At 62.2% G+C, this 26,613-nt stretch carries 23 protein-coding genes; 16 read left to right on the forward strand and 7 right to left on the reverse strand.

The window, feature by feature from the left end:
• Position 1: 1 nt before the first annotated feature.
• The 4 genes from AD665_RS15300 to AD665_RS15315 all read right to left on the reverse strand — a co-directional run bounded on the left by AD665_RS15300 (position 2) and on the right by AD665_RS15315 (position 4,891).
• Positions 2 to 1,039, reverse strand: a complete 1,038-nt coding sequence (locus AD665_RS15300) for an ABC transporter ATP-binding protein (protein WP_024778961.1) — start codon at positions 1,037 to 1,039, stop codon at positions 2 to 4.
• Between the two features lie 135 nt (positions 1,040 to 1,174).
• A complete protein-coding gene (gene ydcS / locus AD665_RS15305; RefSeq protein ID WP_024778962.1) occupies positions 1,175 to 2,326 on the reverse strand; it encodes a putative ABC transporter substrate-binding protein YdcS in 1,152 nt (383 codons plus the stop codon).
• A 96-nt stretch (positions 2,327 to 2,422) separates the two neighbouring features.
• Positions 2,423 to 3,880 carry a gamma-aminobutyraldehyde dehydrogenase gene (locus tag AD665_RS15310; RefSeq protein WP_053192678.1) on the reverse strand — a complete coding sequence of 486 codons (1,458 nt, stop codon included), beginning with the start codon at positions 3,878 to 3,880 and terminating at the stop codon, positions 2,423 to 2,425.
• A 96-nt stretch (positions 3,881 to 3,976) separates the two neighbouring features.
• Positions 3,977 to 4,891, reverse strand: coding sequence for a LysR family transcriptional regulator (locus tag AD665_RS15315; protein WP_024778964.1), 915 nt, complete (start codon positions 4,889 to 4,891; stop codon positions 3,977 to 3,979).
• 186 nt (positions 4,892 to 5,077) lie between these two features.
• On the opposite strand from AD665_RS15315, the gene AD665_RS15320 reads away from it, so the two are divergent.
• The 15 genes from AD665_RS15320 to AD665_RS15390 all read left to right on the forward strand — a co-directional run bounded on the left by AD665_RS15320 (position 5,078) and on the right by AD665_RS15390 (position 21,400).
• Positions 5,078 to 5,758 carry a tellurite resistance TerB family protein gene (locus AD665_RS15320; protein WP_053192681.1) on the forward strand — a complete coding sequence of 227 codons (681 nt, stop codon included), beginning with the start codon at positions 5,078 to 5,080 and terminating at the stop codon, positions 5,756 to 5,758.
• A 259-nt stretch (positions 5,759 to 6,017) separates the two neighbouring features.
• Positions 6,018 to 7,640, forward strand: a complete 1,623-nt coding sequence (locus tag AD665_RS15325; RefSeq protein ID WP_024778966.1) for a methyl-accepting chemotaxis protein — start codon at positions 6,018 to 6,020, stop codon at positions 7,638 to 7,640.
• The gene (locus tag AD665_RS15330; protein ID WP_053192683.1) at positions 7,640 to 8,176 is read left to right on the forward strand and encodes a chemotaxis protein CheW; all 537 of its coding nucleotides are present in this window, start codon (positions 7,640 to 7,642) and stop codon (positions 8,174 to 8,176) included. Before AD665_RS15325 ends, AD665_RS15330 begins: the two co-directional genes overlap by 1 nt.
• On the forward strand, positions 8,173 to 9,435 hold the full coding sequence (locus tag AD665_RS15335) for a CheR family methyltransferase (protein WP_053192685.1): 1,263 nt from the start codon (positions 8,173 to 8,175) through the stop codon (positions 9,433 to 9,435). Before AD665_RS15330 ends, AD665_RS15335 begins: the two co-directional genes overlap by 4 nt.
• Entirely contained in the window at positions 9,435 to 10,106 is a 672-nt protein-coding gene (locus tag AD665_RS15340; RefSeq protein ID WP_053192687.1) for a chemotaxis protein CheW, read from the forward strand. Before AD665_RS15335 ends, AD665_RS15340 begins: the two co-directional genes overlap by 1 nt.
• Entirely contained in the window at positions 10,103 to 12,355 is a 2,253-nt protein-coding gene (locus AD665_RS15345) for a hybrid sensor histidine kinase/response regulator (protein WP_053192689.1), read from the forward strand. Before AD665_RS15340 ends, AD665_RS15345 begins: the two co-directional genes overlap by 4 nt.
• Positions 12,352 to 13,362: a chemotaxis response regulator protein-glutamate methylesterase gene (gene cheB / locus AD665_RS15350; protein WP_024778971.1), complete on the forward strand. Its 1,011-nt coding sequence runs from the start codon at positions 12,352 to 12,354 to the stop codon at positions 13,360 to 13,362. The genes AD665_RS15345 and cheB overlap by 4 nt, the downstream gene beginning before the upstream one ends.
• A gap of 45 nt (positions 13,363 to 13,407) precedes the next feature.
• Positions 13,408 to 14,409, forward strand: a complete 1,002-nt coding sequence (locus AD665_RS15355; RefSeq protein ID WP_024778972.1) for a response regulator — start codon at positions 13,408 to 13,410, stop codon at positions 14,407 to 14,409.
• Positions 14,410 to 14,552: 143 nt separating this feature from the next.
• Positions 14,553 to 15,648, forward strand: a protein-coding gene (gene prfB, locus AD665_RS15360) for a peptide chain release factor 2 (protein WP_122319494.1) whose coding sequence is annotated in 2 segments (ribosomal slippage) — positions 14,553 to 14,624 and positions 14,626 to 15,648 — 1,095 coding nt in all. Because the reading frame shifts where the segments join, the coding sequence is not laid out codon by codon here.
• 108 nt (positions 15,649 to 15,756) lie between these two features.
• Positions 15,757 to 17,259 (forward strand): lysine--tRNA ligase, encoded by a 1,503-nt coding sequence (gene lysS / locus AD665_RS15365; RefSeq protein ID WP_024778974.1) that lies wholly within the window; start codon positions 15,757 to 15,759, stop codon positions 17,257 to 17,259.
• 113 nt (positions 17,260 to 17,372) lie between these two features.
• Positions 17,373 to 18,077 carry a TetR/AcrR family transcriptional regulator gene (locus AD665_RS15370; RefSeq protein ID WP_033034556.1) on the forward strand — a complete coding sequence of 235 codons (705 nt, stop codon included), beginning with the start codon at positions 17,373 to 17,375 and terminating at the stop codon, positions 18,075 to 18,077.
• Positions 18,078 to 18,152: 75 nt separating this feature from the next.
• Positions 18,153 to 18,704: a hypothetical protein gene (locus AD665_RS15375; protein ID WP_024778976.1), complete on the forward strand. Its 552-nt coding sequence runs from the start codon at positions 18,153 to 18,155 to the stop codon at positions 18,702 to 18,704.
• Between the two features lie 51 nt (positions 18,705 to 18,755).
• Positions 18,756 to 20,033, forward strand: a complete 1,278-nt coding sequence (locus AD665_RS15380) for a flavohemoglobin expression-modulating QEGLA motif protein (RefSeq protein ID WP_053192691.1) — start codon at positions 18,756 to 18,758, stop codon at positions 20,031 to 20,033.
• A 135-nt stretch (positions 20,034 to 20,168) separates the two neighbouring features.
• Positions 20,169 to 21,074 carry an alpha/beta hydrolase gene (locus AD665_RS15385; RefSeq protein WP_053192693.1) on the forward strand — a complete coding sequence of 302 codons (906 nt, stop codon included), beginning with the start codon at positions 20,169 to 20,171 and terminating at the stop codon, positions 21,072 to 21,074.
• Positions 21,071 to 21,400 carry a PA3694 family proteiin gene (locus AD665_RS15390; RefSeq protein WP_024778979.1) on the forward strand — a complete coding sequence of 110 codons (330 nt, stop codon included), beginning with the start codon at positions 21,071 to 21,073 and terminating at the stop codon, positions 21,398 to 21,400. The genes AD665_RS15385 and AD665_RS15390 overlap by 4 nt, the downstream gene beginning before the upstream one ends.
• A gap of 185 nt (positions 21,401 to 21,585) precedes the next feature.
• Here the strand turns inward: AD665_RS15390 and lptF are convergent, their stop codons facing one another.
• The 3 genes from lptF to AD665_RS15405 all read right to left on the reverse strand — a co-directional run bounded on the left by lptF (position 21,586) and on the right by AD665_RS15405 (position 23,567).
• Positions 21,586 to 22,374, reverse strand: a complete 789-nt coding sequence (lptF, locus tag AD665_RS15395; protein WP_024778980.1) for a lipotoxin F family OmpA-related lipoprotein LptF — start codon at positions 22,372 to 22,374, stop codon at positions 21,586 to 21,588.
• Positions 22,375 to 22,425: 51 nt separating this feature from the next.
• Entirely contained in the window at positions 22,426 to 22,839 is a 414-nt protein-coding gene (locus AD665_RS15400; protein WP_024778981.1) for a DUF4398 domain-containing protein, read from the reverse strand.
• Between the two features lie 383 nt (positions 22,840 to 23,222).
• Positions 23,223 to 23,567 (reverse strand): hypothetical protein, encoded by a 345-nt coding sequence (locus AD665_RS15405; protein ID WP_024778982.1) that lies wholly within the window; start codon positions 23,565 to 23,567, stop codon positions 23,223 to 23,225.
• Positions 23,568 to 23,802: 235 nt separating this feature from the next.
• Between AD665_RS15405 and ppc the strand changes: the two genes are divergently transcribed.
• A complete protein-coding gene (ppc, locus tag AD665_RS15410) occupies positions 23,803 to 26,433 on the forward strand; it encodes a phosphoenolpyruvate carboxylase (protein WP_024778983.1) in 2,631 nt (876 codons plus the stop codon).
• Positions 26,434 to 26,613: the final 180 nt, after the last annotated feature.

Here is a 26,613-nt window from a genome sequence, read left to right on the forward strand (position 1 = left end):
CTCAGGCCTCGCCGCCGACAGTGTCGTGCAGGGTAATCATCGCCTCGCGGGCCCAGCGGACCCTGAGCTGCTGGCCGGTCTGGTGCTGAGCGCTGCTGTCGGCCCACTGAGTGTTGGCCTGACTGAGGTTCAGGATCTGGCCGTTTTCCAGTTTCAGCTCGTAGCGAGTGGCGCTGCCCTGGTATTGAATGTCGTGAAGCAGCCCTTGGACTTCGATTTCATGGCCGCTCAACGGGCCCTCGGCGAAACGCACGTGTTCCGGGCGGATCGAAAACGGCTGTGGATAACCGCTCAGCTGTCGCGCCAGTTCGCCGCGAATCACGTTGGAGGTGCCGACAAATTCCGCGACGAAGGTGGTCGCCGGTTTCATGTACAGGTTGCGCGGTGTATCCACTTGTTCAATGCGGCCCATGTTGAATACCGCCACCCGGTCGGACATCGACAAGGCCTCGGTCTGGTCATGGGTAACGAAAATGAACGTGATGCCCAACTGGCGCTGCAGTTTCTTCAATTCGCCTTGCATCTGTTCGCGCAGCTTCAGGTCGAGGGCGCCAAGGGGTTCATCCAGCAGCAACACCCGCGGGCGATTGACCAACGCACGGGCCAGGGCTACACGCTGACGCTGGCCGCCGGAGAGCTGCGCCGGTTTGCGTTCGCCATAGCCGCCCAGGGCTACCATCTCCAGCGCTTCGTCGGCACGCTTGATTCGCTCGGCCTTGGCGACGCCTTTGACTTTCAGGCCGTAGGCCACGTTGTCGCGTACGTTCATGTGGGGGAAGAGGGCGTAGTCCTGGAATACCGTATTGACGTCCCGTTGATAGGGTGGCAGCCCGGCGGCCTCCTCGCCATGAATGCGGATCGAACCGGCGCTCGGCTGTTCGAAACCGGCAATCAGCCGCAGACAGGTGGTCTTGCCCGACCCGGAGGGGCCCAGCATGGAAAAGAACTCGCCGTCCTCGATGTCGATGGAGACCCGGTCAACGGCCTTCACCTCGCCGAATTGACGGGAAACCTGGGTGAACTGGACTGCGAGTGTCATGGTGCGGTGCTCCATAAGCGCAACTGCTGCTGTTGAATCATTAATGATGACGGGCACCGAACCTGTGGCGCGGGGATAAATCCCCTCGCCACAACGACAGTATTTATCTGTAGTTTTTACACCGCCCGATCAGCCCTACCGCCCGCCCATGATCGCGATGTAATCCTGGGTCCAGCGGCTGTACGGCACGAACTTGCCGCCCTCGGCCTGTGGGGTTTTCCAGAAGGCGATCTTGTCGAACTGGTCGAAGCCGTTGGTCTTGCAACCTTCAGCCCCCAGCAGCTCGCTGCCCTGGCACGCCGCGGGCACTGCCGGCAAGGAGCCGAACCATGCTGCCACGTCACCCTGGACCTTCGGTTGCAGCGACCAGTCCATCCATTTGTAGGCGCAGTTGGGGTGCTTGGCCTCGGCGTGGAGCATGGTGGTGTCGGCCCAGCCGGTGGCGCCTTCTTTCGGAATGGTCGAGGCGATCGGTTGTTTTTCGTTGATCAGGCCATTGACCTGGTATGGCCAGGCACCGGACGCCACCACGCCTTCGTTCTTGAAGTCACTCATCTGCACGGTGGTGTCATGCCAGTAGCGATGGATCAACGGTTGCTGGGCCCGCAGTAGCTCCAGCACGGCCTTGTATTGGGCTTCGTCGAGTTGATACGGATCCTTGATGCCCAGCTCGGGCTTGGCAGTCTTGAGGTACAGCGCCGCATCGGCGATGTAGATCGGTCCGTCGTAGGCCTGCACGCGGCCCTTGTTCGGCTTGCCGTCGGGCAGGGCCTGGGGGCTGAACAACACGCTCCAACTGGTAGGGGCCTGTTTGAATACGTCGGTGTTGTACATCAGCACGTTCGGCCCCCATTGATACGGCGTGCCGTAGGTTTTCTGGTTGACCACGTACCACGGCGCGTCCTTGAGACGCGGATCAAGGTTCTTCCAGTTGGGGATCAATGCGGTGTTGATTGGTTGCACCCGCTTGCCGGCGATCAGTCGTAACGAAGCATCGCCCGAGGCCGTGACCAGGTCGTAGCCACCCTTGCTCATCAGGCTGACCATTTCGTCGGAGGTCGCGGCGGTTTTCACATTGACCTTGCAGCCGGTTTCCTTCTCGAAACCGGTCACCCAATCGTAGGCCTTGTCGCTTTCGCCTCGCTCGATATAACCCGGCCAGGCCACGATATCCAATTGGCCTTCACCCTTGCCAACGGTCTTGAGCGGTTCGGCGGCCTGGACGCTGAGGCTGGTCAGCATCGCCAGGGTGATTGCACTGAGCAATACGGTGTTGTGCGCGTACATGGGAATCCCTCTTGCTTTAATTGTTTTGGATTAGCCGCAAGTCTCAAGCTGGAAGCTGCAAGAAACGGCGGTCACCTACAACTTGTAGCTTGCTGCTTACAACTCCCGCCCGTGACGGGCCATGATGTGGCGCACCACGCTGTAGTCCTGGAGCGAGTCACAGGACAAGTCTTTCCCGTAGCCCGAGCGCTTCAGGCCGCCGTGGGGCATCTCGCTGACCAGCATGAAGTGGCTGTTGATCCAGGTGCAGCCGTATTGCAGGCGCGCCGCCACTTGCATCGCCTTGTCCAGGTTCTGGGTCCATACCGAGGACGCCAGGCCGTATTCGGAATCGTTGGCCCAATCCACCGCCTGGGGGAGTTCGTCGAAGCGGGTCACGGTGACCACCGGGCCGAACACCTCGCGCTGGACGATTTCATCGCTTTGCTTGCAGCCGGCCAGCAAGGTCGGCTGGTAATAGAAGCCGGCACCGGAATGCACCGCCGCGCCGGTGATGCGCTCGATGTGCGGCTGGGCGAGTGCGCGTTCGACGAAACTGGCGACACGGTCGCGCTGGCGGGTGCTGATCAAGGGACCGATTTCGTTGTCGGCGTCGCGCTTGCCGGCAAAGCGCAGGCTGCTGACCGCCGTGCCGAGTTCGGCCACCAGTCGATCGTGAATGGCGCCCTGAGCGTAGATCCGGCAGGCCGCGGTGCAATCCTGGCCTGCGTTGTAATAGCCGTAGGTGCGCACGCCATCGACCACCGCCTGGATGTCGGCGTCGTTGCAGACGATCACCGGTGCCTTGCCTCCCAGCTCCAGGTGCGTGCGCTTGAGGGTTTTCGCCGCGGCCTGGAGGATTTTCTGGCCGGTGACGATATCGCCGGTCAGCGAGACCATGCGCACCTTGGGATGGCTGACCAGATGGCTGCCAACCCCTTCGCCGCCTCCGCAGATGACGTTGATGACGCCCCGGGGCAGGATCCCGGCCAGCAGCGGCGCCAGGGCCAGGATCGACAGCGGCGTATGCTCCGAGGGTTTGAACACCAGGGTGTTGCCGGCGGCCAGGGCCGGGGCGATTTTCCACGCGGCCATCATGATTGGGTAATTCCACGGCGCAATGGACGTGATCACGCCGATGGGGTCGCGGCGCACCATGCTGGTGTAGCCGGGCAGGTACTCACCGCTGAGCTGGCCGGTCTGGCAGCGCACGGCGCCGGCGAAGAAACGGAACACATCCACTGTGGCACTGAGGTCGTCCTGCCGCGCCAGGTGCAATGGCTTGCCGCAGTTCAGCGATTCGAGACGGGCCAGGTGATCGGCATGCTTTTCGATCGCGCTGGCGATCTCCAGCAGCAGGTTCGAGCGTTGTTGCGGGGTGGTGCGCGACCATCCGTCGAAGGCTTGGTGGGCGGCCAGGACCGCTGCCTCGACCTGCTCGATGCTGGCCTCGGCGATAGAGGCCAGTACTCCGCCGGTGGCCGGATTGAGTATCGGCTCGACAAATCCCTCGCCGGAAACGAGCTCCCCATCGATCAGCAATGCGGTGCACAGTGGGGTTGGTGTGCCAGCCATGTTTGATTTTCTCTTATTAAATGGCCCGGAGGATTCAGCAAGACTAGTGCGCAGCCTCCAGGCCGACAAATTCTAAATACTCAAGTATGCATTCGATTAAATAGATGGCTTACGCCCGCCGTGGGGCTGCTCCCTGGCGACGGTCAGGAAAGGATCGACCAATGCCGGTCGTGACGTGCCGCGGCGCCAGGCCAGCCCGACGTCGAGGGTCTGGTTGAGGTCGGCGATCGGACGCGCTTCGATGATGTCGCCCTCCAGTGACCAGGGGCGGTACGTCATGTCCGGTTGGATCGACACGCCCAGTCCCGCCGCTACCAGGCTGCGCACCGCTTCGGTCGAGGCGGTGCGCAGCGTGATCTTCGGTTGCAGGCTGGCACCACGCCACAGGCGCTGGGCGTTGCGTTCCATTTCATCGACGTTCAGCTGGATCAGTGGCTCACTGGCGACGTCCGCCAGGTTGATGCTGTCGTGTTCCAGCAACGGGTGCCGGGGCGGCAGCCACAAGCGGTGAGGAGAATGGGTCAACACTTCGGTCTGCAAGGCATGGCGATCTTCGAGGTTGGACAGAATGAGCACGCCGACATCGATTTCCCCGCTGACTAGCAGATGCTCGATATAGGGCCGTTCGTCCTCCATCACGCGGATCACCACATTCGGGTAGGCGCGCTGGAAGCGGGTCAGCAGATCGGCCAGGTAGTAGCCGGCGACCAGGCTGGTGACGCCGACGGTCAGATGGCCGGCGATCTGGTCGGTGCTTTGCTGCAGGCTGCGCTTGGCGTTGTCTACGGTGGCGAGGATCAGGTGGGCCTGGCGCAGGAACTGATGGCCCTGATGGGTCAGGGTCATGCCCTTGGCATGGCGGTTGAACAGGCTGACGCCGATCTCCTGCTCCAGTTGCTGGATGGCCAGGGTCAAGGTGGACTGGGAAATGAATGCGGCTTGCGCAGCGGCGGAAATCGAGCCGGTCTCGGCCACGGCGATGAAATGGCGGATCTGACGCAAGGTCATCATGGGTGAATACCCGGTAGGCTGTTTTTGTCGATGTTTTGCAGTGTATATCGTTTTTTCTGAAGGGTAGCGGGAGCGGTTGAAAGGGCAAGCAACATCTCGAAGCAATCTCGCCGACGACTTTGAATACTTTCGATTTAGGCTGGTGGCCTTGCCCATTCGGTTACCCGAACACAGGGAGGCAGCGAAATGAATACCCGTGGATTGCTCGATCAGTTACTCAAGTCCGGTCAGGACCTGTTGCAGAACAAGGCGGGCGGCGCGCAGAACAAGCAGACCGGCGGGCTTGGCAGCCTGCTTTCCGGCGCTGGCGGTGGTGCACTGGCGGCAGGCGCCATGGGGTTGCTGCTGGGTAACAAAAGAGTCCGCAAGACGGGCGGCAAGGTTGCGCTCTACGGCGGTCTCGCCGCGCTGGGCGTTATCGCCTACAAAGCCTATGGCAACTGGCAGGCCCAGCAGGGCCGCGCGCCGCAAACGGAACCCCGGACCCTGGACCGGATCCCACCGGCACAGGTCGAGCAGCACAGCCAGGCCATCCTCAAGGCGTTGGTCGCAGCGGCCAAGGCTGATGGTCATGTGGATGAGCGTGAGCGGCAGTTGATCGAAGGCGAACTCACCAAGCTCGACAACGACCAGGAGCTGCGACACTGGCTGCATGCCGAGCTCAACAAGCCTCTGGACCCCACCGACGTCGCCCGCGCCGCCAGCACTCCGGAAATGGCCGCGGAAATGTACATCGCCAGCGTGATGCTGGTGGACGAGGAAAACTTCATGGAAAAGTCCTACCTCGATGAGCTGGCGCGACAGCTCAAGCTGGAGCCGGGGTTGAAGGTCGAGCTGGAGAATCAGGTGCGACGGGCTTCCTTGTAGATAACGCCTGACAAACACCATGCTCCTGTGGGAGCGCAAACCTGTGGGAGCAAAGCTTGCTCGCGATAACGACAGAACAGTCAACATTGCTGCTGACTGACTTACCGCAATCGCGAGCAAGCTTTGCTCCCACAGGTTTGTGGCTTGACTGACTGGCATCAGGGCTTGCCCGCTCCTACAGTGGTTGGCATCCAACATCAGTACACCACGCCCCTCGGCTATACTCCCCAACATTTCGAAGTCCCTCCGAGGTTTTACTGTGAAGAACTGGACGTTGCGCCAACGCATCCTGGCGAGTTTTGCGGTGATCATCGCCATCATGCTACTGATGGTGGTCGTCTCGTATTCGCGGTTGTTGAAGATCCAGGACAGTGAAGAGCGGGTACGTACCGATGCGGTGCCAGGGGTCTATTACAGTTCCATGATCCGCGGCGGCTGGGTCGACAGCTACGTCCTCACCCAACAGATCGTCGGCCTTTCGGGAAACCGGGAAATCACCGCCGAGGACAACGCCCACTACAAGGGCTTCGAACAGCATCTGCGTGAAGAAATACAGAACTATCAAAAGCTGATCCAGAACCCGGCCGACCAGGCCTCTCTGGATGAGTTCGAAACCAATCACCAGGCGTTCAACCAGGCGATGGCGAAAGTCCTCGACCTCTATCAGCGCAAGGATTACGAAGGTGCGCGACAGGCGCTGGACAAAGAGCTGGCGCCTGCCTGGATCGGTGGGCGCACGCACCTGAATCATATTATCGAGCGCAATCGGGAACTGGCGGAACAGGCCACCGGCACCATAGACGACGCCGTTACGGCGGCCAAGGTCGCCATGGGCCTGTCGTTTCTCGTCGCGATAGTCGTTGCCGTTCTCTGCGGGCTGTTGCTGATGCGCGCAATCATGGCGCCGATGAATCGCATCGTGGAAATTCTCGAAGTCATGCGCAGCGGCGACTTGAGTGGACGCCTGAACCTGGCGCGCAAAGATGAGTTTGGCGCGGTGGAAACCGGATTCAACGACATGATGACCGAGCTGACCTCCCTGGTGTCCCAGGCTCAGCGCTCGTCGGTGCAAGTCACCACCTCGGTGACCGAGATCGCCGCCACCTCCCGCCAGCAACAGGCCACGGCCACGGAAACCGCCGCCACTACCACGGAGATCGGCGCCACCTCTCGCGAGATCGCGGCGACCTCTCGCGATCTGGTGCGCACCATGACTGAAGTCTCCACCGCCGCCGACCAGGCCTCGGTGGCCGCCGGTTCCGGTCAACAAGGCCTGGCGCGCATGGAAGACACCATGCATTCGGTAATGGGCGCCGCCAACCTGGTGAATGCCAAGCTGGCGATCCTCAACGAGAAGGCTGGCAACATCAACCAGGTGGTGGTCACCATCGTCAAGGTAGCCGACCAGACCAACCTGCTATCCCTCAACGCCGCCATCGAAGCTGAAAAGGCGGGCGAGTACGGTCGTGGTTTCGCCGTGGTCGCCACCGAGGTACGCCGCCTGGCCGACCAGACGGCGGTAGCCACCTATGACATCGAGCAGATGGTGCGCGAAATCCAGTCCGCCGTGTCCGCCGGTGTGATGGGCATGGACAAGTTCTCCGAAGAGGTACGCCGTGGCATGGCCGAGGTGCAGCAGGTCGGTGAGCAACTGTCGCAAATCATCCATCAGGTCCAGGCGCTGGCGCCGCGGGTGCTGATGGTCAACGAGGGCATGCAGGCGCAGGCCACCGGGGCCGAACAGATCAACCACGCTCTGGTGCAACTGGGCGATGCCAGTAGCCAGACCGTGGAGTCCTTGCGTCAGGCCAGTTCTGCCATCGACGAGCTGAGTCAGGTAGCCGTGGGGCTGCGTGGCGGCGTCTCGCGTTTCAAAGTCTGATGGGCGAATTCGAGGCCAGGCGTGGAGCCGCGCCGGCGGCCCGTCAAATCCTGTTCCTGATGTTTTGCATCGGCAACGAGCGCTATGCCCTGCAGGCCACCGACGTGGTTGAAGTGCTGCCGCGCCTGCCTCTCAAACCGATCGCCCGGGCTCCGGCGTGGGTGGCGGGAGTGTTCGCCTGGCGCGGGACAGTGGTGCCGGTGATCGATCTGTGCAGCCTGGCCTTCGGCCAACATGCCGAGGCCCGTACCAGTACGCGTCTGGTGCTGGTGCATTACCGTCCCGACGAGCAATTGCCGGGGCAGGTGCTGGGGTTGATCCTGGAACAGGCCACCGACACGTTGCGCTGCGATCCGCTGGAGTTCCAGCCTTATGGCCTGGATAACCGACAGGCGCCCTACCTGGGCCCGGTGCGCGAAGATGCCCAGGGGCTGCTGCAATGGGTGCGGGTCAATGATCTGCTTGATGAATCGGTCCGCGCCGTGCTGTTTCCCGCGTCGCCGTTGAACCTTGATGGCTTTGAGGCACTGCCATGAACGGCGACCAGCGTTTTTTCGACTTTCTAAAGGAGCGCATCGGTCTGGATGTCACCTCCGTCGGCACCGCCATCATCGAGCGAGCCGTGCGCCAGCGCATCATCGCTGTACCTGGGCGAACCGCCGATGAGTATTGGCACAGCCTGCAGGCATCGACCCAGGAGCAGCAAGCGCTGATCGAAGCGGTGATTGTCCCGGAGACCTGGTTCTTCCGCTACCCGGAGTCCTTCGCGACCCTCGCCAGGCTTGCCGTCAAGCGCCTGGCCGACATCAGGCACCTGCGCGCCCTGCGTGTCCTCAGTCTGCCGTGCTCTACCGGCGAAGAACCTTACTCCATCGCCATGGCCTTGCTCGATGCAGGCCTGGAGCCCCATCAGTTCAAGGTCGACGGGCTGGACATCAGTCCCTTGTCGATAGAGCGAGCCAGAGGCGCATGTTATGGCAGGAATTCGTTCCGTGGCGCAGACCTCGGTTTTCGCGAGCGACATTTCACCCTCGACGGCGAGGGTTACCGCCTCAGCGAGCGTGTGCGCGAACAGGTACGCCTGCAAGTGGGTAACCTGCTGGATCCGGCTCTGCTGGCGAACGAAGCACCCTACGATTTTGTGTTCTGTCGCAACTTGCTGATCTATTTCGACCAGCCGACCCAGCGACTGGTGTTCGAGGTGCTCAAGCGCCTGACCCACCAGGACGGCGTGTTGTTCATCGGCCCCGCCGAAGGCAGTTTGCTCGGGCGGCTGGGCATGCGCTCGATCGGGGCCGCCCAGTCGTTTGCCTTCAGCCGCCAGGGCGCTGCGGATCCTCAACCATTGCCAGCCCTGATACCCACGCCGTTGCCGATTCGCCAGACACCGCCCCGTGGCGTTCCACCTGCGGTTCGGCCCCGCCCGTTCATGACGAGCGTGACGCCGATTGTCGAACCGGAAAGCAGTGACGCCACCACCTTGCTGGCCAACATCGCCGCCCTGGCCAACGGCGGCAACAGCGCCGAGGCCCGTGCGGCCTGCGAGCAATACCTGCGCAGCCACGCGCCCAGCGCCCAGGTGTTCTATTGGCTGGGCTTGCTCAGCGACATGGCCGGCAGTGCGCTCGAGGCCCAGGGTTTCTATCGCAAGGCGCTTTATCTTGAGCCGCAACACGCCGAGGCCCTGGTGCACCTGGCGGCGTTGCTGGCTTCCCAGGGAGACGCGGCCGGGGCCCGTCGATTGCAGGAACGCGCCGCCCGCAGCGGACGCTTGGCTGACAGTGAGCGTAAATGATGAGCGGTTCGGCTTTCCATAACGTCATCCATGACGACGCCCAGGCAATCGACGACTGCTGGAACCGCATCGGCGTGCATGGCGACAAATCCTGCCCGTTGCTGGCCGAGCATATCCACTGTCGCAACTGTTCGGTGTATTCGGCCGCGGCCACCCGCTTGCTGGATCGCTATGCCCTGCAGCAGGACGACCGGGATCTGGCCCATGCCTCGGTGGACATTGATGTAGCGACGCGCTCGCTGCTGATGTTCCGGTTGGGCGAAGAGTGGCTGGCCCTGACCACCCGCAGTCTGGTGGAAGTGGCGCCGTTGCAACCGATCCATTCATTGCCGCACCAGCGTTCCCGTGCACTGCTGGGGGTGGCGAATGTGCGCGGGGCGCTGGTGGCCTGCCTGTCGCTGGTCGAGCTGCTGGGACTGGAGCCCGGTGCGGCAACGACAGCCGGCGGGCGGGTCATGCCGCGCATGTTGATCGTCGCCGCCCAGGGCGGACCGGTGGTGGTGCCGGTGGACGAAGTGGACGGCATTCATGCCATCGACGAACGCCTCCTGGCGGCTGCTTCGCAGTCCGGCGGCAAATACACCCGTGGCGTATTGCATTACAAAGGGCGCAGCCTGCGCTGGCTGGATGAGCAACAGTTACTGTCCGCCGTGACCCGGAGCCTGTCATGACCCCTGATCAGATGCGCGACGCCTCGTTGCTGGAGCTGTTCAGTCTGGAGGCCGAGGCCCAGACCCAAGTGTTGAGCGCCGGCCTGCTGGCCTTGGAGCGTGATCCCACCCAGGCTGACTCTCTTGAGTCGTGCATGCGCGCGGCCCATTCCCTCAAGGGGGCGGCGCGGATCGTCGGCGTGGACGCCGGGGTCAGCGTGGCTCACGTCATGGAGGATTGCCTGGTGAGTGCCCAGGAGCGTCGCCTGGTCCTGAGCGCCGAACACATCGACGCCTTGTTGCAAGGAACCGATCTGTTGACGCGCATCGCCACGCCGGGCAGCAGCGTCGGCGTGGCGGACGTCGATGGCTACGTGGCGCTGATGGGGCGCTTGCTGGATCCCGCCGCGCCACCGGCACCGATCGCGACGCCGCCGATGATCGAGATACCTGCCGAGCCGGTACCCGTCGAACCGCCGGAGCCGGTCGCGCCGGCGCGCCCCAAGGGCAAGCGGGTCACCGAAGGCGGCGAACGGGTGCTGCGGGTCACTGCAGAACGGCTCAACAGCCTGTTGGATCTGTCGAGCAAATCCCTGGTAGAGACCCAGCGCCTCAAGCCTTGGCTGGCAACGATGCAACGGCTCAAGCGCCAACAGAGCAATGGTTTGCGCGCCCTGGAAGAATTGAACGTCCACCTCAAGGACCACGCCTTGAGCCTGCAGGCCCAGGAAGCGCTTGGCGATGCCCGCCGCCTGCTGGCTGAAACCCAGCAGTTGCTGGCGCAGAAAACCGCCGAGCTGGACGAGTTCGCCTGGCAGGCCAGCCAACGGGCGCAGGTGCTGTACGACACGGCGCTGGCCTGTCGCATGCGGCCTTTCGCGGATGTGCTGTCGGGCCAGGCGCGGATGGTGCGTGATTTGGGCCGCAGCCTGGGCAAACAGGTGCGCCTGGAGATCGAGGGCGAGAAAACTCAGGTTGACCGTGATGTGCTGGAAAAACTCGAAGCGCCGCTGACCCATCTGCTGCGCAACGCCGTGGACCACGGCATCGAACCCCCGGAGCAGCGACTGCTGGCCGGCAAGCCCGCCGAGGGCCTGATCCGCCTGCGCGCCTCCCATCAGGCCGGCCTGCTGGTGTTGGAACTGGCGGACGATGGCGCGGGCGTGGACCTCGAGCGCGTGCGGCGCAGCGTCGTCGAGCGCGGGCTGTCTCCCGAACAGACCGCCGCCAGCCTGAGTGAAGAGGAGCTGCTGACGTTCCTGTTCCTGCCTGGCTTCAGCCTGCGGGACACGGTCACCGAAGTGTCCGGGCGCGGTGTCGGCCTGGATGCGGTCCAGCACATGGTCCGGCAATTGCGCGGCGCGGTGACTTTGGAGCAGACGGCGGGCGAAGGCAGTCGCTTCCACCTGGAGGTACCGCTGACGCTTTCGGTGGTCCGCAGTCTGGTGGTAGCCGTCGGCGATGAGGCCTACGCCTTTCCCCTGGCCCATATCGAGCGCATGTGCGACCTGGCGCCGGAGGACATCGTGCAGGTCGAGGGGCGCCAGCACTTCTGGCATGAAGACCGGCATGTCGGGCTGGTTGCGGCCAGCCAGTTGCTCAATCGTCCGGCAACCCAGGACAGTGGCCAGCACCTCAAGGTGGTGGTTATTCGCGAGCGCGAGGCGATCTACGGCGTGGCGGTGGAACGCTTCATCGGCGAAAGGACCCTGGTGGTCCTGCCGCTGGACGAGCGCTTGGGCAAGATCCAGGACATATCCGCCGGGGCCTTGCTGGACGACGGCTCGGTGGTGTTGATCGTCGACGTCGAAGACCTTCTGCGCTCGGTGGACAAACTGCTCGATACCGGACGCCTGGAGCGCATCGCCCGCCAGAGTCAGGCCCAGGCTCCGCGCAAGCGGATCCTGGTGGTGGATGACTCCCTGACCGTGCGTGAGTTGCAGCGCAAGCTGCTGCTCAATCGGGGTTATGACGTCGCGGTGGCGGTAGACGGCATGGATGGTTGGAACGCGTTGCGTTCGGAGGATTTCGACTTGTTGATCACCGACATCGACATGCCGCGCATGGACGGTATCGAACTGGTGTCGCTGTTGCGCCGCGACAGCCGCTTGCAATCGCTGCCGGTGATGGTGGTGTCCTACAAGGACCGTGAGGAAGATCGCCGCCGTGGCCTGGACGCCGGAGCCGACTATTATCTGGCGAAGGCGAGTTTTCATGACGACGCCTTGCTCGATGCCGTGGTCGAACTCATCGGAGGCGCTCGCGCTTGAAAATCGCCATCGTCAATGACATGCCCCTGGCGGTCGAGGCCCTGCGCCGCGCGCTGGCGTTCGAGCCGGCGCATCAGGTGGTCTGGGTCGCCGCCAACGGGGCCGAAGCGGTACAGCGCTGCGCCGAATACACCCCGGACCTGATTCTGATGGACCTGTTCATGCCGATCATGGATGGTGTGGAGGCCACCCGACGCATCATGGCCGAAACGCCCTGCGCCATCGTGATCGTCACCGGTGACAGCCAGCAGAACGTCCATCGGGTGTTCGAAGCCATGGGCCATGGTGCACTGGACGTGGTCGACACGCCGGCCTTGGGCGTGGGCAATCCCGAAGGCGCGGCGGCACCGTTGCTGCGCAAGATCACCAACATTGGCTGGCTGATCGGTGAGCGCGCCAGTCGCGCACGTGCGACGCCGGCTGCGCCGCGTCCCGCCGCTTCCCGTAAGAGCCTGGTGGCCATCGGCTCGTCGGCGGGTGGGCCGGCCGCGCTGGAGGTCTTGCTCAAGGGCCTGCCGCTGCACTTCGCCCCGGCCATTGTGCTGGTCCAGCATGTGGACGAGGTGTTTGCCGCAGGTATGGCCGAATGGCTGAGCAGTGTGTCGGGGCACAAGGTTCGCCTGGCACAACACGGCGAACCGCCACAAAATGGCACGGTGTTGCTCGCCGGCACCAACCACCATTTGCGTCTGTTGAAGGACGGTACCCTGGCCTACACGGCCGAACCGGTGAACGAGATCTATCGGCCCTCCATCGACGTGTTCTTTGAAAGCGTCGCGAGCTTCTGGAATGGCGACGCAGTGGGTATTTTGCTCACCGGCATGGGCCGCGACGGTGCACAGGGGCTCAAGCTCATGCGACAGCAAGGCTATGTGACCATTGCCCAGGACCAGCGGAGCAGTGCTGTATATGGCATGCCAAAAGCGGCGGCGGCCCTCGGCGCGGCTGCGCAAATTCTTGCGCTGGACAATATAGCGCCACGATTGATAGAGATTTTTTCAAGATGACGACCCTCAGCAGTCCTGGTCAAAGCCGCACTCAGGTGAGCCTCCATGAATGACTTACAGCTCGACGATTTCAAGAGCGATGAAAATGCCGCCATGGTCTTGCTCGTCGACGATCAGGCGATGATCGGCGAGGCGGTTCGGCGTGGGCTGTCGAATGAAGAAAACATCGATTTCCACTTCTGCTCCGACCCTCACCAGGCCGTCGCTCATGCGATTCGCATCAAGCCGACGGTGATTCTCCAGGATCTGGTGATGCCCGGGCTCGACGGCCTGAGCCTGGTGCGCGAATACCGCAACCATCCGGCCACCCGCGACATTCCGATCATCGTCCTGTCCACCAAGGAAGACCCGCTGGTCAAGAGCGCGGCGTTTGCCGCCGGGGCGAACGATTACCTGGTCAAGTTGCCGGACAACATCGAGCTGGTGGCGCGTATCCGCTATCACTCGCGGTCCTACACGATGCTGTTGCAGCGCGACGCGGCCTACCGCGCCCTGCGGGTCAGCCAGCAGCAACTGCTCGACACCAACCTGGTGCTGCAACGCTTGATGAACTCCGATGGCCTGACCGGGTTGTCCAATCGCCGGCACTTTGATGAATACCTGGAACTGGAGTGGCGCCGGGCGATGCGGGACCAGTCCCAGCTGTCGTTGTTGATGATCGACGTGGATTACTTCAAGTTCTACAACGACACCTTCGGCCACCTGGAGGGTGACGAAGCCCTGCGCAAGGTCGCCACGGCGATCCGCGAAGCCTGCAGCCGCCCGTCCGATCTGCCGGCCCGCTACGGCGGCGAGGAGTTCGCCCTGGTGCTGCCCGGCACCTCGCCTGGCGGTGCCCGGTTGATGGCCGAAAAACTGCGCCAGAGCGTGGTCGCCCTGAAAATCCCCCATACCGTGCCCGAAGAGGGAGCGAGCCTGACCGTCAGCGTCGGCGTCTCCACCGTCACCCCGCAGCAAGGCAGCGATAGCCGACAACTGATTTCGGCGGCGGACAAGGGGTTGTACATGGCCAAGCACAATGGGCGTAACCGGGTGGGCATCGAGTAAATCCCCTCGCCACAGGTCTGTGTTGCCTGTGGGGGCTGTGTTGAATCTCATTACCCTCCCAAGCCGCCAGGCGGGCTGCCGTCGGCGCTTGATTACGTTATACTCGCCGGCTTTCAAAAGTTCGCCAACGAGTGCTGCCCGCCATGGAAATCAACCCGATCCTTAACACCATCAAGGACCTGTCCGAGCGCTCCGAAACTATTCGGGGGTATCTTTGACTACGATCAAAAGCATGAGCGTCTGACCGAAGTCAATCGCGAGCTTGAAGATCCGAGTGTCTGGAACAAGCCTGAGTACGCTCAGGAACTGGGTCGCGAGCGTTCTGCGCTGGCGCTGATCGTCGAGACTCTGGACGAGTTGTCCAGTGGCCTGGCCGATTGCCGCGACCTGCTGGACATGGCTGTCGAAGAAAACGACGAAGGCGCGGTCGGTGACGTGGTCGCCGAGCTGACACGCCTCGACGAGGCCCTGGCCAAGCTGGAATTCCGCCGCATGTTCAGCGGCGAGATGGACATGAACAACGCCTACCTGGACATCCAGGCCGGTTCCGGCGGCACCGAGGCCCAGGACTGGGCCAACATCCTGCTGCGCATGTACCTGCGCTGGGCCGACAAACGCGGTTTCGACGCGACCATCATGGAGTTGTCGGCCGGTGAAGTCGCCGGGATCAAGGGCGCAACCGTACATATCAAGGGTGAATACGCCTTTGGCTGGCTGCGTACCGAGATCGGCGTGCACCGCCTGGTGCGCAAGAGCCCGTTCGACTCCGGCAACCGTCGCCACACCTCGTTCTCGGCGGTATTCGTTTCCCCCGAGATCGACGACAAGGTGGAAATCGAGATCAATCCGGCGGACCTGCGCATCGATACCTACCGTTCCTCGGGCGCCGGTGGTCAGCACGTCAACACCACCGACTCGGCGGTACGGATTACCCACGTACCGACCAACACCGTGGTCAGTTGCCAGAACGAACGGTCCCAGCATGCCAACAAAGACACCGCGATGAAAATGCTCCGGGCCCGCTTGTACGAGCAGGAGATCCAGAAGCGCAACGCGGCGTCCCAGGCCCTGGAAGACAGCAAGTCCGACATCGGTTGGGGTCACCAGATCCGTTCCTATGTGCTCGATGCCTCGCGCATCAAGGACCTGCGCACCAACATCGAACGCAGCGACTGCGACAAGGTGCTGGACGGCGACATCGACGAATATCTGGAAGCGAGCCTCAAACAAGGGCTGTAACGCGACACCCATGCGGCGGGCGGGCACGCTTTTGCGAAAGCGAGGCCCGCCGGCAAACTCCGGCCCCGGGGCCGGGGGCAACGAACCTGTGATGGAATCCATAAAGACATGAGCGACCTAGAACTCGACCCGCAAGCCCTGCAACAGGAAGAAAACTCCCTGATCGCCCTGCGCAAGGAAAAGCTTGCTGCCGAGCGCAACAAGGGCCAGGCCTTCCCCAACGACTTCCGCCGCGACGCCTACTGCGACGCCCTGCAGAAGAAGTACGCGGACAAGACCAAGGAAGAGCTGGCCGAGGCGGCGATTCCTGTCAGGGTTGCCGGTCGTATCATGCTCGACCGTGGTTCGTTCCTGGTGATCCAGGACATGACTGGCCGCATCCAGGTCTATGTCAACCGCAAGACCCTGCCGGAAGAAACCCTGGCCGCCGTCAAGACCTGGGACCTGGGCGACATCATCGCCGCCGAAGGCACCCTGGCCCGTTCCGGCAAGGGCGACCTGTATGTTGAAATGACCAGTGTGCGCCTGCTGACCAAGTCCCTGCGCCCGTTGCCTGACAAGCATCACGGCCTGACCGACACCGAGCAGCGCTATCGCCAGCGCTACGTCGACCTGATCGTCAACGAGGACGTACGCCAGACGTTCCGCGTGCGCTCCCAGGTGATCGCCCACATCCGCAGCTTCCTGATGAAGCGCGACTTCCTGGAAGTCGAGACGCCGATGCTGCAAACCATTCCCGGCGGTGCGGCGGCCAAACCGTTCGAAACCCACCACAACGCCCTGGACATGGAAATGTTCCTGCGCATCGCGCCGGAGCTGTACCTCAAGCGGCTGGTGGTTGGCGGGTTTGAAAAGGTTTTCGAGATCAACCGCAACTTCCGTAACGAAGGCGTTTCGACCCGGCACAACCCCGAGTTCACCATGCTCGAGTTCTACCAGGCCTACGCCGACTACGAAGACAACATGGACCTGACCGAGGAGCTGTTCCGCGAGCTGGCGCAGCTTGTTCTCGGGACTACCGACGTGCCGTACGGCGACAAGGTGTTCCACTTCGGTGAGCCGTTCGTGCGTCTGTCGGTGTTCGACTCGATTCTCAAGTACAACCCTGAACTGACCGCCGATGACCTCAACGACATCGACAAGGCCCGCGCCATCGCCAAGAAGGCCGGTGCCAAAGTGCTCGGCTTCGAAGGCCTGGGCAAGCTGCAGGTGATGATTTTCGAAGAGCTGGTGGAGCATAAGCTGGAGCAGCCGCACTTCATTACCCAATACCCGTTCGAGGTGTCGCCGCTGGCTCGTCGCAACGACGAAAACCCGAACGTGACCGACCGTTTCGAGTTGTTCATCGGCGGCCGTGAAATTGCCAACGCCTACTCCGAGCTCAATGACGCCGAGGACCAGGCCGAGCGCTTCATGGCCCAGGTGGCCGACAAGGACGCCGGTGACGACGAGGCCATGCACTACGATGCCGATTTCGTGCGTGCCCTCGAGTACGGCATGCCACCCACGGCCGGCGAAGGCATCGGCATCGATCGCCTGGTGATGTTGCTGACCAACTCACCGTCGATCCGGGATGTGATTCTCTTCCCGCACATGCGGCCTCAAGCGTAAGTGTTTCAATTAAAAAACCGCCTGGAAGGGCGGTTTTTTATTGCCTGTCTGGTACAAACGTATCAATTGGTTACTTTTGAAATAGCGAGGAAAGACCTGTCGTGAATCGTGCAATGTCTCCAGAAGGTGCAGCGGGCGTCGCCACTGCAGTCGCTGAAAGTGTTCAGTACCAGGGCCGCAAGGCGAGCCGACAGGGCAGTGAGCAGCGTCGCCAGGAGATTCTCGATGCGGCCATGCGCATTGTGGTGCGCGATGGCGTGCGGGCTGTGCGACACCGGGCAGTGGCCGCCGAAGCAGGCGTGCCGTTGTCGGCCACTACTTATTACTTCAAGGACATCGATGACCTGCTCACCGATACCTTCGCCCAGTACGTGGAGCGCAGCGCGGCTTTCATGGCCAAGCTGTGGGCCAACAACGAAGGCTTGCTGCGGGAAATGGTCGCGTACGGGGACGGCAGCCCGGGATCCCGTTCGCAACTGGCCGACGACATTGCCCGGATGACCGTCGACTACGTGCAGCATCAGTTGGACAGTCGCCGCGACTACTTGATGGCTGAGCAGGCCTTCCGTCAGGAGGCGCTGCTCAACCCGCGCCTGGCGGAACTGGTGCGGTCCCATCAGCAGATCCTGTTGCATGGCACGTGTCAGTTTTTCCAGGTGTTGGGCTCTCGTGAGCCGCAACAGGATGCCAAAGTGTTGACGGCGATTATCGGACGGATGGAATATCAGGGTTTGCTCAATGGCGCCGAGCCGGTCGCCGGTGAAGACATGCTCGGCATTCTGACCCGCTACATGCACTTGGTATTGGCGTCTGTCTGAAACACATGGTCCCTTGTGGCGAGGGGATTCATCCCCTCGCCACAAAGGTCCAGTCGCCAGTCATAGGGAGTTCCAATGAAAGCCTGGCGTGCCGTTGTAATGGCCATGTCGTTGCTGCTGCTCAGCGGCTGCCTGGTGTCCTTCAAGGCTCCGTTGCCCGACGCTGAGGCCGCGCCCAAGGGCTTGCTCGGCCACTGGACCAGCACCAATGCCTGGGGCGAGCCGCTGAACCTTGAACTGACGAAAGTTGACAAGCACCGCTACCAGGCCATTAGCTACTTCAGGGCCAGGCCCCAGGAGCGGGAAGCCATTCCCCTGACCGTTTCCCGTCACGGCAGCCGCTGGTATCTGTCGGCCAAGGTACCGGCCCGGTATGGCGGGCATTTCGTGATCGCTGGTTTCGAGCTGACCGACAAGCAGGAACTGGTGGTCTACAACCTGGACATGGAACAGATCAACCAGGCCATCAGCCAGAAAATTCTCAGCGGCCAGCCGAACCGGAGCGAGGAGGGCGATGGGGTCCTGGTGGACAGCGACATGAGCAGGGTCTTCAGTTATCTCGACGACCCGGCCAATTCCGATGTGTTCTCGGAAGCCGTGCGTTACCAGCGGCTCAAATCCCAATAGACTCAAACATCAAAAGCTGCAGCAAGCGGACGTTTTTCACAGGAGTTCCGGGTGGACGATTACCAGCAGACGATACGCACCTTGTCCGATCGCATAGTGCTGGCGCAAACGCCGATTCGCGTTCTCGACGCGGTGAAATGGGACGAGAACATCCGTAAGGGGTTTCTCAAGGCCAAGGGCAAGGAACCGCCTGCCGTGGACCGTGACTATTACCTCAACCGGCCGTTGTCCTTCGATTCCAGCAAGGTCAAGCTGGAGTTCCAGAATATCGAGCGCGACATTACCCGTCAGCTTGGGCAATTCAACCCGGTTGGCCAGATCATGCGCCGCATGTGCAAGGAATACCGCATGGTGGTGCGCATGCTCGAAGCGCGCGGCACCGAGGACTTCGGGCTGATTTCCCAGGAGCTCTACGGCGCCGCTTCCGACGCCTTCCATGCCGGCGATCCGACCCTGTCCGACCTCGGCCTGATGCTGTCCGATTACCTGAACAATATCGATGGTCGTGGTGATCTGAAGGACGAGCCCAAAGTCCTCAGTGCCAAGGAAGCGGTGGGCCTGCTGCAGCATCGCCTCAACCGGGTCTTTGGCGAAGCCGAGGAAACCATCCGGGTGTTCGAGTCCGACGGGATCGTCGCGGACGCGGCGGCAGGTGCCGACTACATCAAGATCCGCGCCGATGCGATGTTCAACGAACGGGACGTGCGGGCCCTGGAGGTCCATGAAGGCCTTGTACACGTCGGCACGACCCTCAACGGCTTGAACCAGCCGATCTGCACGTTCCTGTCCAAGGGCCCGCCCTCGTCCACCGTGACCCAGGAAGGCCTGGCGATCCTGATGGAAATCATCACGTTTGCCTCCTACCCGAGCCGCTTGCGCAAGCTCACCAACCGCACCCGCGCCATCCATATGGTGGAGGAAGGGGCCGATTTCCTGCAGGTCTTCGAGTTCTTCCGCGAGCAGGGCTTTGAAATGGCCGAAAGCTACGGCAATGCCAGCCGGGTCTTCCGTGGCTCGGTGCCGAACGGCCTGCCATTCACCAAAGACTTGTCCTACCTCAAGGGCTTCATCATGGTTTACAACTACATTCAGTTAGCCGTGCGTAAAGGCAAACTGGAGCAGGTGCCGCTGTTGTTTTGCGGCAAGACCACCCTTGAGGACATGCGTACCCTGCGGCAACTGGTGGACGAAGGCCTGGTGGTGCCACCCAAGTACCTGCCCGAGCAGTTCCGCGACATGAATGCGCTGTCGGCCTGGATGTGTTTCTCCAACTTCCTGAACCATCTGAGCCTGGACCGGATCGAAGCGGATTATTCCAATATCCTGTAAGCGAATGTGGGAGCGAGCCTGCTCGCGATAGCGATATGTCAGGAACCTTTGCATCAACTGACACACCGCTATCGCGAGCAGGCTCGCTCCCACAGGGACTGTGTTTCAACTTCAAACTTATGCGAGGTTCACCGGATGCGAACCCTCGGCATTTTTTGCCTGCTGCTGGCCCTGAGTGGTTGCAGTTCGCTGTTGTTCTACCCCGAACGGGGGCAGCCCTTCACCCCGGAGCGGGCGCGGCTCGAATACCGTGACGTCACCCTGCTCACCGCTGATGGTTTGAAACTCCACGGCTGGTGGCTGCCGGTCAAGCAGGGGGTCGAGGTCAAGGGGACGGTGCTGCACCTGCACGGTAACGGTGGCAACCTCGCCTGGCACCTGGGCGGTAGCTGGTGGCTGCCGGAGCAGGGCTATCAGGTGTTGATGGTGGATTATCGCGGTTATGGCTTGTCCGAAGGCGAGGCGAGCCTGCCGGCGATCTACCAGGACATCGACGCGGCATTCAAGTGGCTCGACCAGGCGCCGGAAGTCCAGGGCAAGCCGTTGGTGTTACTCGGCCAAAGCCTGGGTGGCGCGCTGGCGGTGCATTACCTGGTCGATCACCCGCAGCGCCAGCAGCAACTCAAGGCCCTGGTACTCGACGGCGTGCCCGCCAGCTATCGCGACGTGGGACGTTTTGCCCTGAGCACGTCGTGGCTCACCTGGGCCTTCCAGGTGCCTTTGTCCTGGCTGGTGCCCGACGGCGACAGCGCCATCGGTTCCATCGCGCAATTGAAAGGCGTGCCGAAGTTGATCTATCACAGCCTCGACGACCCTATCGTGCCTCTTTCCAACGGTATCCGCCTGTATCAAGCTGCGCCGCCGCCGCGAGTCCTGCAGCTGACTCGTGGCGGGCACGTGCAGACGTTCGCCGACCCGGTCTGGCGAACCGTGATGCTGCGCTACCTCGACGACCCGCAACACTTCAACGGGCTGCGCCGCCTGGGCGAAGTCCCGAATTACCCGAAATCCCCTGTTGAATCTCCAGAGAGCCCGCAATGAGCGAAGAACGCAACGCCATCCCCCTGATCATCACTGGTATCTGCAGCATTCTCGGCACCGTCGCGGTGCTGTGGTACTACGGCTACCTGCACTTCGCCAAGCCCGAGGATGCGTTGTTGCTCAATGAGTTCACCATGCTCAAGACCATGCCGGGCGAAGACTATAAGGTTTCCCTGGAGCCGGCGCCCCAGGTGGCCCAGTGCATCGATGGCGTGCTGGTGCTGTTTGACACCGAACAGAAAGGCCTGACGGGCGTGCTGATCAATGACAAGAAGCGCGCGGTGCGGTGCATGGGCCAGGAGACGCCGCAGAAGCTCCAGCCGTAATGCCATGAGGGCCGGTGACCCCCTGTGGGAGCGAGCCTGCTCGCGATGACGTCCGTTCAGTCAGTCATGCATTGACTGACACTCCGCCATCGCGAGCAGGCTCGCTCACACAGGGGGAAAATATTCGGCGATAAAAAGCCCCGCCTGAGCAACCCAGGCGGGGCTTTTTCGTTGCACTCAACCGATCAGTTGGCGCTCATGGTCGAGCGTGGTGCCACTGGCTGATTGTCGTTGGAGATGGTGACTTCCACCCGACGGTTCATGGCTCGGCCCGACACGCTGTTGTTGTCGGCCACCGGGAATTCCTTGCCATAGCCCTGGGTCACGATGCGCGCCGGATCGACGCCCATTTTCACCAGCGCGGTGCGCACGGAGCTGGCGCGGCGTTCGGACAGCGACTGGTTATAGGAATCCGAACCGGTGCTGTCGGTGTAGCCTTCGACGATCACCTTGCGGTCAGGGTTTTCCTGGAGGAACTGGGCCAATTTATTCACGTTGACCAGGCCGCTGGAACGCAGCTCGGACTTGTTGGTAGCAAACAGCACGTCGCCGAAGGTCACCAGGGTACCGCGCTCGGTCTGCTTGGCGTTGAGGCTTTCCTGCAACTGCTTGATCTGTGCGTTGCGGGCGTCGAGCAGGGCACGGGCACGCTCGTCGCCGGCGTTTTTCAGCTCCATCTCGGCGGTACGCAGGGCAATGGTCTGTTTGGCCACTTCGACGCGCTGATTGGTCAGGTAGGCCAGTTGGTCGACCTTGGCTTCGTCTTCCCGGTCCATATAAGCCTTGTCGGCCTTGGCCAGGAAATCGGCCGCGTCCTTGGTTTCCAGCGCTGCCACCTTGGTTGCTGCCGGATTGGCCTGCAAGCCGTTGTAGTTGGTTCGGGCCTGTTCCAGATTCACGTTCGGGTCGTGGGAGCAAGCGGCCAAGGCTACACAGGCGGCGAGCAGGGCGGGCATCATCAAATGTTTGTGCATCATAGTCTGTCGTCCTTTTATCAATGAGAAGTACGTCGTGGCGTGAACGGCTTACTGAACCTTGTTCATGCCTTCCTGACGCAGTTCCTGAATCCCTTTCTGGGAATCCTTGAGTGCCTGTTCGGCTTTGGCGGCCTGGGCCTTGCGTTCAGCGACGCGAGCATCCCACTCGGCCTGTTCGGCCAGACGCTTGGCTTCGTCGTATTTTTTGTCATGCATGGCCAGCTCGGCTTGCTTGAGCTTGTCCTGGGCCGACTTCATTTCCACCGCGGCGAATTCGGTACCGCCGGCGCTGACGGCGCTGTTGACGGCCGATTGAGTCACTGCATACTGCTCCGAAGGCGGATTGCCGGCGCACCCGGCAAGGATCAAGCTGCTTCCGATGGCCAGGGCAGCCAACTTCAGACCACGCAGGCCATTGAATGAGGGTTTGGCAGTGCAGGTATTCATAGGCTTCAACTCCATTGGAAAACTCCTGGGAAACTACAAATCCATGCCGGAACCGAAGCCTTGACGTCCGTATTGATGCTTGATGCCAGGCGCGTTTATTTAAACAACCGTTCCAGTATGGTTATTCGGTGTGACCCGAGGCATTTTTCAAAAGTTCAGCAAAGATGGCCAATCGCCAAAAAGCTTTACTGACTGATTGGTCAAGTGCGAAAAAGCTGAACTTTCCTGGCGCGCAGCGGTATTCCCGGGGAGTGGAGATGCGAAGATTTCTAATGGCGAACGCCCCGTAGGAGCTGCCGAAGGCTGCGATCTTTTCACTGACGCTCGAGCTCCAGAGTGAAAGATCAAGATCAAAAGATCGCAGCCTGCGGCAGCCCCTACGGAGATGTGCGGTGCGCTCAGTGCTTGGACTTGTCGTTCTGTGAACTCAGTTCATGCAAGTGACGACGGGACAGGGCGAGAAAACGCGGCGTCGGGCCCACGTCTTCATACAGCGGGTCGCCTTCTTCATCGGTGGCGACCACTTGGGAGCCCTTGATGTACGGGAAACTTGCTTCCAGCTCCTCCAGCGCGGCCCCGATCAATTCGCCGAGCAGTTCCTCGGGCTGGCGCTTGGGGTACATGTCGCAGATTGCGGCGAGGCGTGCGGCGGCTTCCATGTCCAGATGAATGGTGTAGCCGGTCTGGGTCAGGTGGCCCTTGGCGTTCTCTTCCCAATGCTGGGCAAGCTCACGGATTTTCATGATGGCCTCATAAAACCTGCTCGTGGCAGATGCAGTGAGTGACAAGCCGTCGTGCGGCTTACTGTTGAGACTAGTGTCCTGTTTCGCAAATACGTTCTTTTTTTGACGAGTGGCTGTTGTCGTCCGATAAGGTTTAAAGACCCTTCGTCGCTTGTCATAAACGGCCGGCATCGGCACTCTCTCTTGAACGTCTCACCCAAGAGCTGTCCGGACCTTTTTTGCTGGAGAACTGCTGATGACCGATATCGATGCCCGCTTGCGCGAGGATGTCCACCTGCTCGGCGAGCTGCTGGGCAATACCATCCGCGAACAGTATGGGGACAGGTTTCTCGACAAGATCGAGCAGATCCGCAAGGGCGCCAAGGCCGATCGACGCGGCTCCGTTGATGCCGAACTCAGTGCCAGTCTCAACCAGTTGAGCGAAGACGAACTGCTGCCGGTGGCGAGGGCGTTCAATCAGTTCCTCAACCTGGCGAACATTGCCGAGCAGTACCAGCTCATCCACCGCCGCGAGGAGTCGCAGCCAGCGCCATTCGAGGCGCGGGTGTTGCCTGAGTTGCTCGCCCGGTTGCGCGCCGAAGGCCATACCGCCGAGTCCCTGGCGAGGCAATTGGGGCGCCTGGAAATCGAGCTGGTGCTCACGGCCCACCCTACTGAAGTGGCCCGCCGCACCCTCATCCAGAAATACGATGCCATCGCCGGGCAACTGGCGGCCCAGGATCACCGCGACCTGAGCAGTGCCGAGCGTGCGCAGATCCATGGGCGCCTGCAGCGGCTGATCGCCGAAGCCTGGCACACCGAGGAAATCCGCCGCACCCGTCCGACCCCCGTGGACGAAGCCAAGTGGGGCTTCGCGGTGATCGAGCATTCGCTGTGGCAGGCCATTCCCAATTACCTGCGCAAGGCCGACCAGGCCCTGCACGCCGCTACCGGGCTGCGCCTGCCGCTGGAGGCGGCGCCGGTACGCTTTGCTTCGTGGATGGGCGGTGACCGCGACGGCAACCCGAATGTCACCGCTGCGGTGACCCGTGAAGTGCTGTTGTTGGCGCGGTGGATGGCGGCGGATCTGTATTTGCGCGACGTCGATCAACTGGCCTCCGACCTGTCCATGCAGAAGGCCAGCGAGGCCTTGCGTGCCCAGGCCGGCGACAGCGCCGAACCCTACCGTGCCGTGCTCAAGCAACTGCGCGAACGCCTGCGCGCCACGCGCAACTGGGCCCAGGCATCCTTGAAAGCCACTACACCGGCCGGCGCCGATGTGTTGCAGAACAACCGCGAACTGCTGGATCCCCTGGAGTTGTGCTACCAGTCGCTGCACGACTGCGGCATGGGCGTGATCGCCGACGGCCCGCTGCTCGATTGCCTGCGCCGGGCGGTGACCTTCGGGTTATTCCTGGTGCGACTCGACGTGCGCCAGGATTCGACCCGCCACACTGCGGCCATGACCGAAATCACCGATTACCTGGGGCTGGGCCGTTATGAGCAATGGAGCGAGGAGCAGCGCATCGGTTTCCTGCTGGACGAACTGAATAACCGCCGGCCGTTGCTTCCGGCCAATTTCAAACCGTCGGCCGATACGGCGGAAGTCCTGGCCACGTGTCGGGAGGTCGCGGCGGCGCCGGCGGCGTCCCTGGGTTCCTATGTGATCTCCATGGCCGGTGCGGCTTCCGATGTGCTGGCGGTGCAACTGCTGCTTAAAGAGGCCGGTGTGCTGCGGCCTATGCGGGTCGTGCCACTGTTCGAAACCCTGGCCGACCTGGACAACGCAGGGCCTGTGATCGAACGGTTGTTGCTGCTGCCGGGTTATCGCGCGCGCCTTCACGGGCCCCAGGAAGTGATGATCGGCTACTCCGATTCGGCCAAGGACGCGGGGACTACCGCGGCGGCCTGGGCGCAGTATCGGGCCCAGGAACGGCTGGTGGAGATCTGTCGCGAGCAGCAGGTCGAATTGCTGCTGTTCCATGGTCGTGGTGGCACCGTCGGCCGTGGCGGCGGTCCGGCCCACGCGGCGATTCTGTCCCAGCCCCCGGGATCGGTGGCGGGACGTTTCCGTACCACGGAGCAGGGCGAAATGATTCGTTTCAAATTCGGCCTGCCGGACATCGCCGAGCAGAACCTCAATCTGTACCTCGCGGCCGTGCTGGAAGCGACCCTGCTCCCACCGCCGCCACCCACGCCCGAATGGCGACACCTGATGGACGAACTGGCGGCCGACGGGGTCAATGCCTACCGTGCCGTGGTGCGGGAGAACCCCCAGTTCGTCGAGTACTTCCGCCAATCCACCCCGGAGCAGGAACTGGGACGCCTGCCCCTGGGCAGCCGGCCGGCCAAGCGCCGTGCCGGTGGCATCGAAAGCCTGCGGGCGATTCCGTGGATTTTCGGCTGGACCCAGACCCGCCTGATGCTCCCGGCCTGGCTCGGCTGGGAAACCGCACTGGGCAGGGCTCTTGAGCGGGGAGAGGGCGAGTTGCTGGGACAGATGCGCGAGCAGTGGCCATTCTTCCGTACCCGCATCGACATGCTGGAAATGGTGCTGGCCAAGGCCGATGCCGATATTGCGCGTTCCTACGATGAGCGCCTGGTGGAGCCGGGATTGCGACCTTTGGGTGCGCATTTACGCGACCTATTGTCGCAGGCCTGTTCCGTGGTGCTGGGGTTGACCGGTCAGTCGCAACTACTGGCACATAGCCCAGAGACGCTCGAATTCATTCGCCTGCGCAACACTTACCTCGACCCCTTGCACCTGTTGCAGGCTGAACTACTGGCCCGCTCGCGGCAACAGAACGTTGCCCAGGGCAGCCCCGTGGAGCAAGCATTGCTGGTGTCTGTGGCGGGTATTGCCGCCGGATTGCGCAACACCGGCTAAGCTCAGGCGGCGCCTCGAAACGGTTCGCCCGGCGTCGCCGGGCGTTGCCTGGCAGACAGGGCAGCAGGCCGACCAGGCGACAGTTTGTTGTCCGGTTGCGACGCTCGCCACCCCCTCCAAAGGTCGCGTCGGGCGGCGGTTCCTCCGACTTTCGGCGGCTTGTGTGGGTCGGGCCTGCTG

It is taken from the genome of Pseudomonas corrugata, from assembly GCF_001269905.1.
Classification (GTDB): Bacteria; Pseudomonadota; Gammaproteobacteria; order Pseudomonadales; family Pseudomonadaceae; genus Aquipseudomonas; species Aquipseudomonas corrugata.

Excerpts from the sequence above, each read along its gene's own strand:
- AD665_RS15300 (WP_024778961.1), bottom strand. The coding sequence starts at position 1,039 with ATGACACTCGCAGTCCAGTTCACCCAGGTTTCCCGTCAATTCGGCGAG.
- ydcS (WP_024778962.1), bottom strand. The coding sequence starts at position 2,326 with ATGTACGCGCACAACACCGTATTGCTCAGTGCAATCACCCTGGCGATG.
- AD665_RS15310 (WP_053192678.1), bottom strand. The coding sequence starts at position 3,880 with ATGGCTGGCACACCAACCCCACTGTGCACCGCATTGCTGATCGATGGG.
- AD665_RS15315 (WP_024778964.1), bottom strand. The coding sequence starts at position 4,891 with ATGATGACCTTGCGTCAGATCCGCCATTTCATCGCCGTGGCCGAGACC.
- AD665_RS15320 (WP_053192681.1), top strand. The coding sequence starts at position 5,078 with ATGAATACCCGTGGATTGCTCGATCAGTTACTCAAGTCCGGTCAGGAC.
- AD665_RS15330 (WP_053192683.1), top strand. The coding sequence starts at position 7,640 with ATGGGCGAATTCGAGGCCAGGCGTGGAGCCGCGCCGGCGGCCCGTCAA.
- AD665_RS15335 (WP_053192685.1), top strand. The coding sequence starts at position 8,173 with ATGAACGGCGACCAGCGTTTTTTCGACTTTCTAAAGGAGCGCATCGGT.
- AD665_RS15340 (WP_053192687.1), top strand. The coding sequence starts at position 9,435 with ATGAGCGGTTCGGCTTTCCATAACGTCATCCATGACGACGCCCAGGCA.
- AD665_RS15345 (WP_053192689.1), top strand. The coding sequence starts at position 10,103 with ATGACCCCTGATCAGATGCGCGACGCCTCGTTGCTGGAGCTGTTCAGT.
- AD665_RS15355 (WP_024778972.1), top strand. The coding sequence starts at position 13,408 with ATGAATGACTTACAGCTCGACGATTTCAAGAGCGATGAAAATGCCGCC.
- lysS (WP_024778974.1), top strand. The coding sequence starts at position 15,757 with ATGAGCGACCTAGAACTCGACCCGCAAGCCCTGCAACAGGAAGAAAAC.
- AD665_RS15370 (WP_033034556.1), top strand. The coding sequence starts at position 17,373 with ATGTCTCCAGAAGGTGCAGCGGGCGTCGCCACTGCAGTCGCTGAAAGT.
- AD665_RS15375 (WP_024778976.1), top strand. The coding sequence starts at position 18,153 with ATGAAAGCCTGGCGTGCCGTTGTAATGGCCATGTCGTTGCTGCTGCTC.
- AD665_RS15385 (WP_053192693.1), top strand. The coding sequence starts at position 20,169 with ATGCGAACCCTCGGCATTTTTTGCCTGCTGCTGGCCCTGAGTGGTTGC.
- AD665_RS15390 (WP_024778979.1), top strand. The coding sequence starts at position 21,071 with ATGAGCGAAGAACGCAACGCCATCCCCCTGATCATCACTGGTATCTGC.
- lptF (WP_024778980.1), bottom strand. The coding sequence starts at position 22,374 with ATGCACAAACATTTGATGATGCCCGCCCTGCTCGCCGCCTGTGTAGCC.
- AD665_RS15400 (WP_024778981.1), bottom strand. The coding sequence starts at position 22,839 with ATGGAGTTGAAGCCTATGAATACCTGCACTGCCAAACCCTCATTCAAT.
- AD665_RS15405 (WP_024778982.1), bottom strand. The coding sequence starts at position 23,567 with ATGAAAATCCGTGAGCTTGCCCAGCATTGGGAAGAGAACGCCAAGGGC.
- ppc (WP_024778983.1), top strand. The coding sequence starts at position 23,803 with ATGACCGATATCGATGCCCGCTTGCGCGAGGATGTCCACCTGCTCGGC.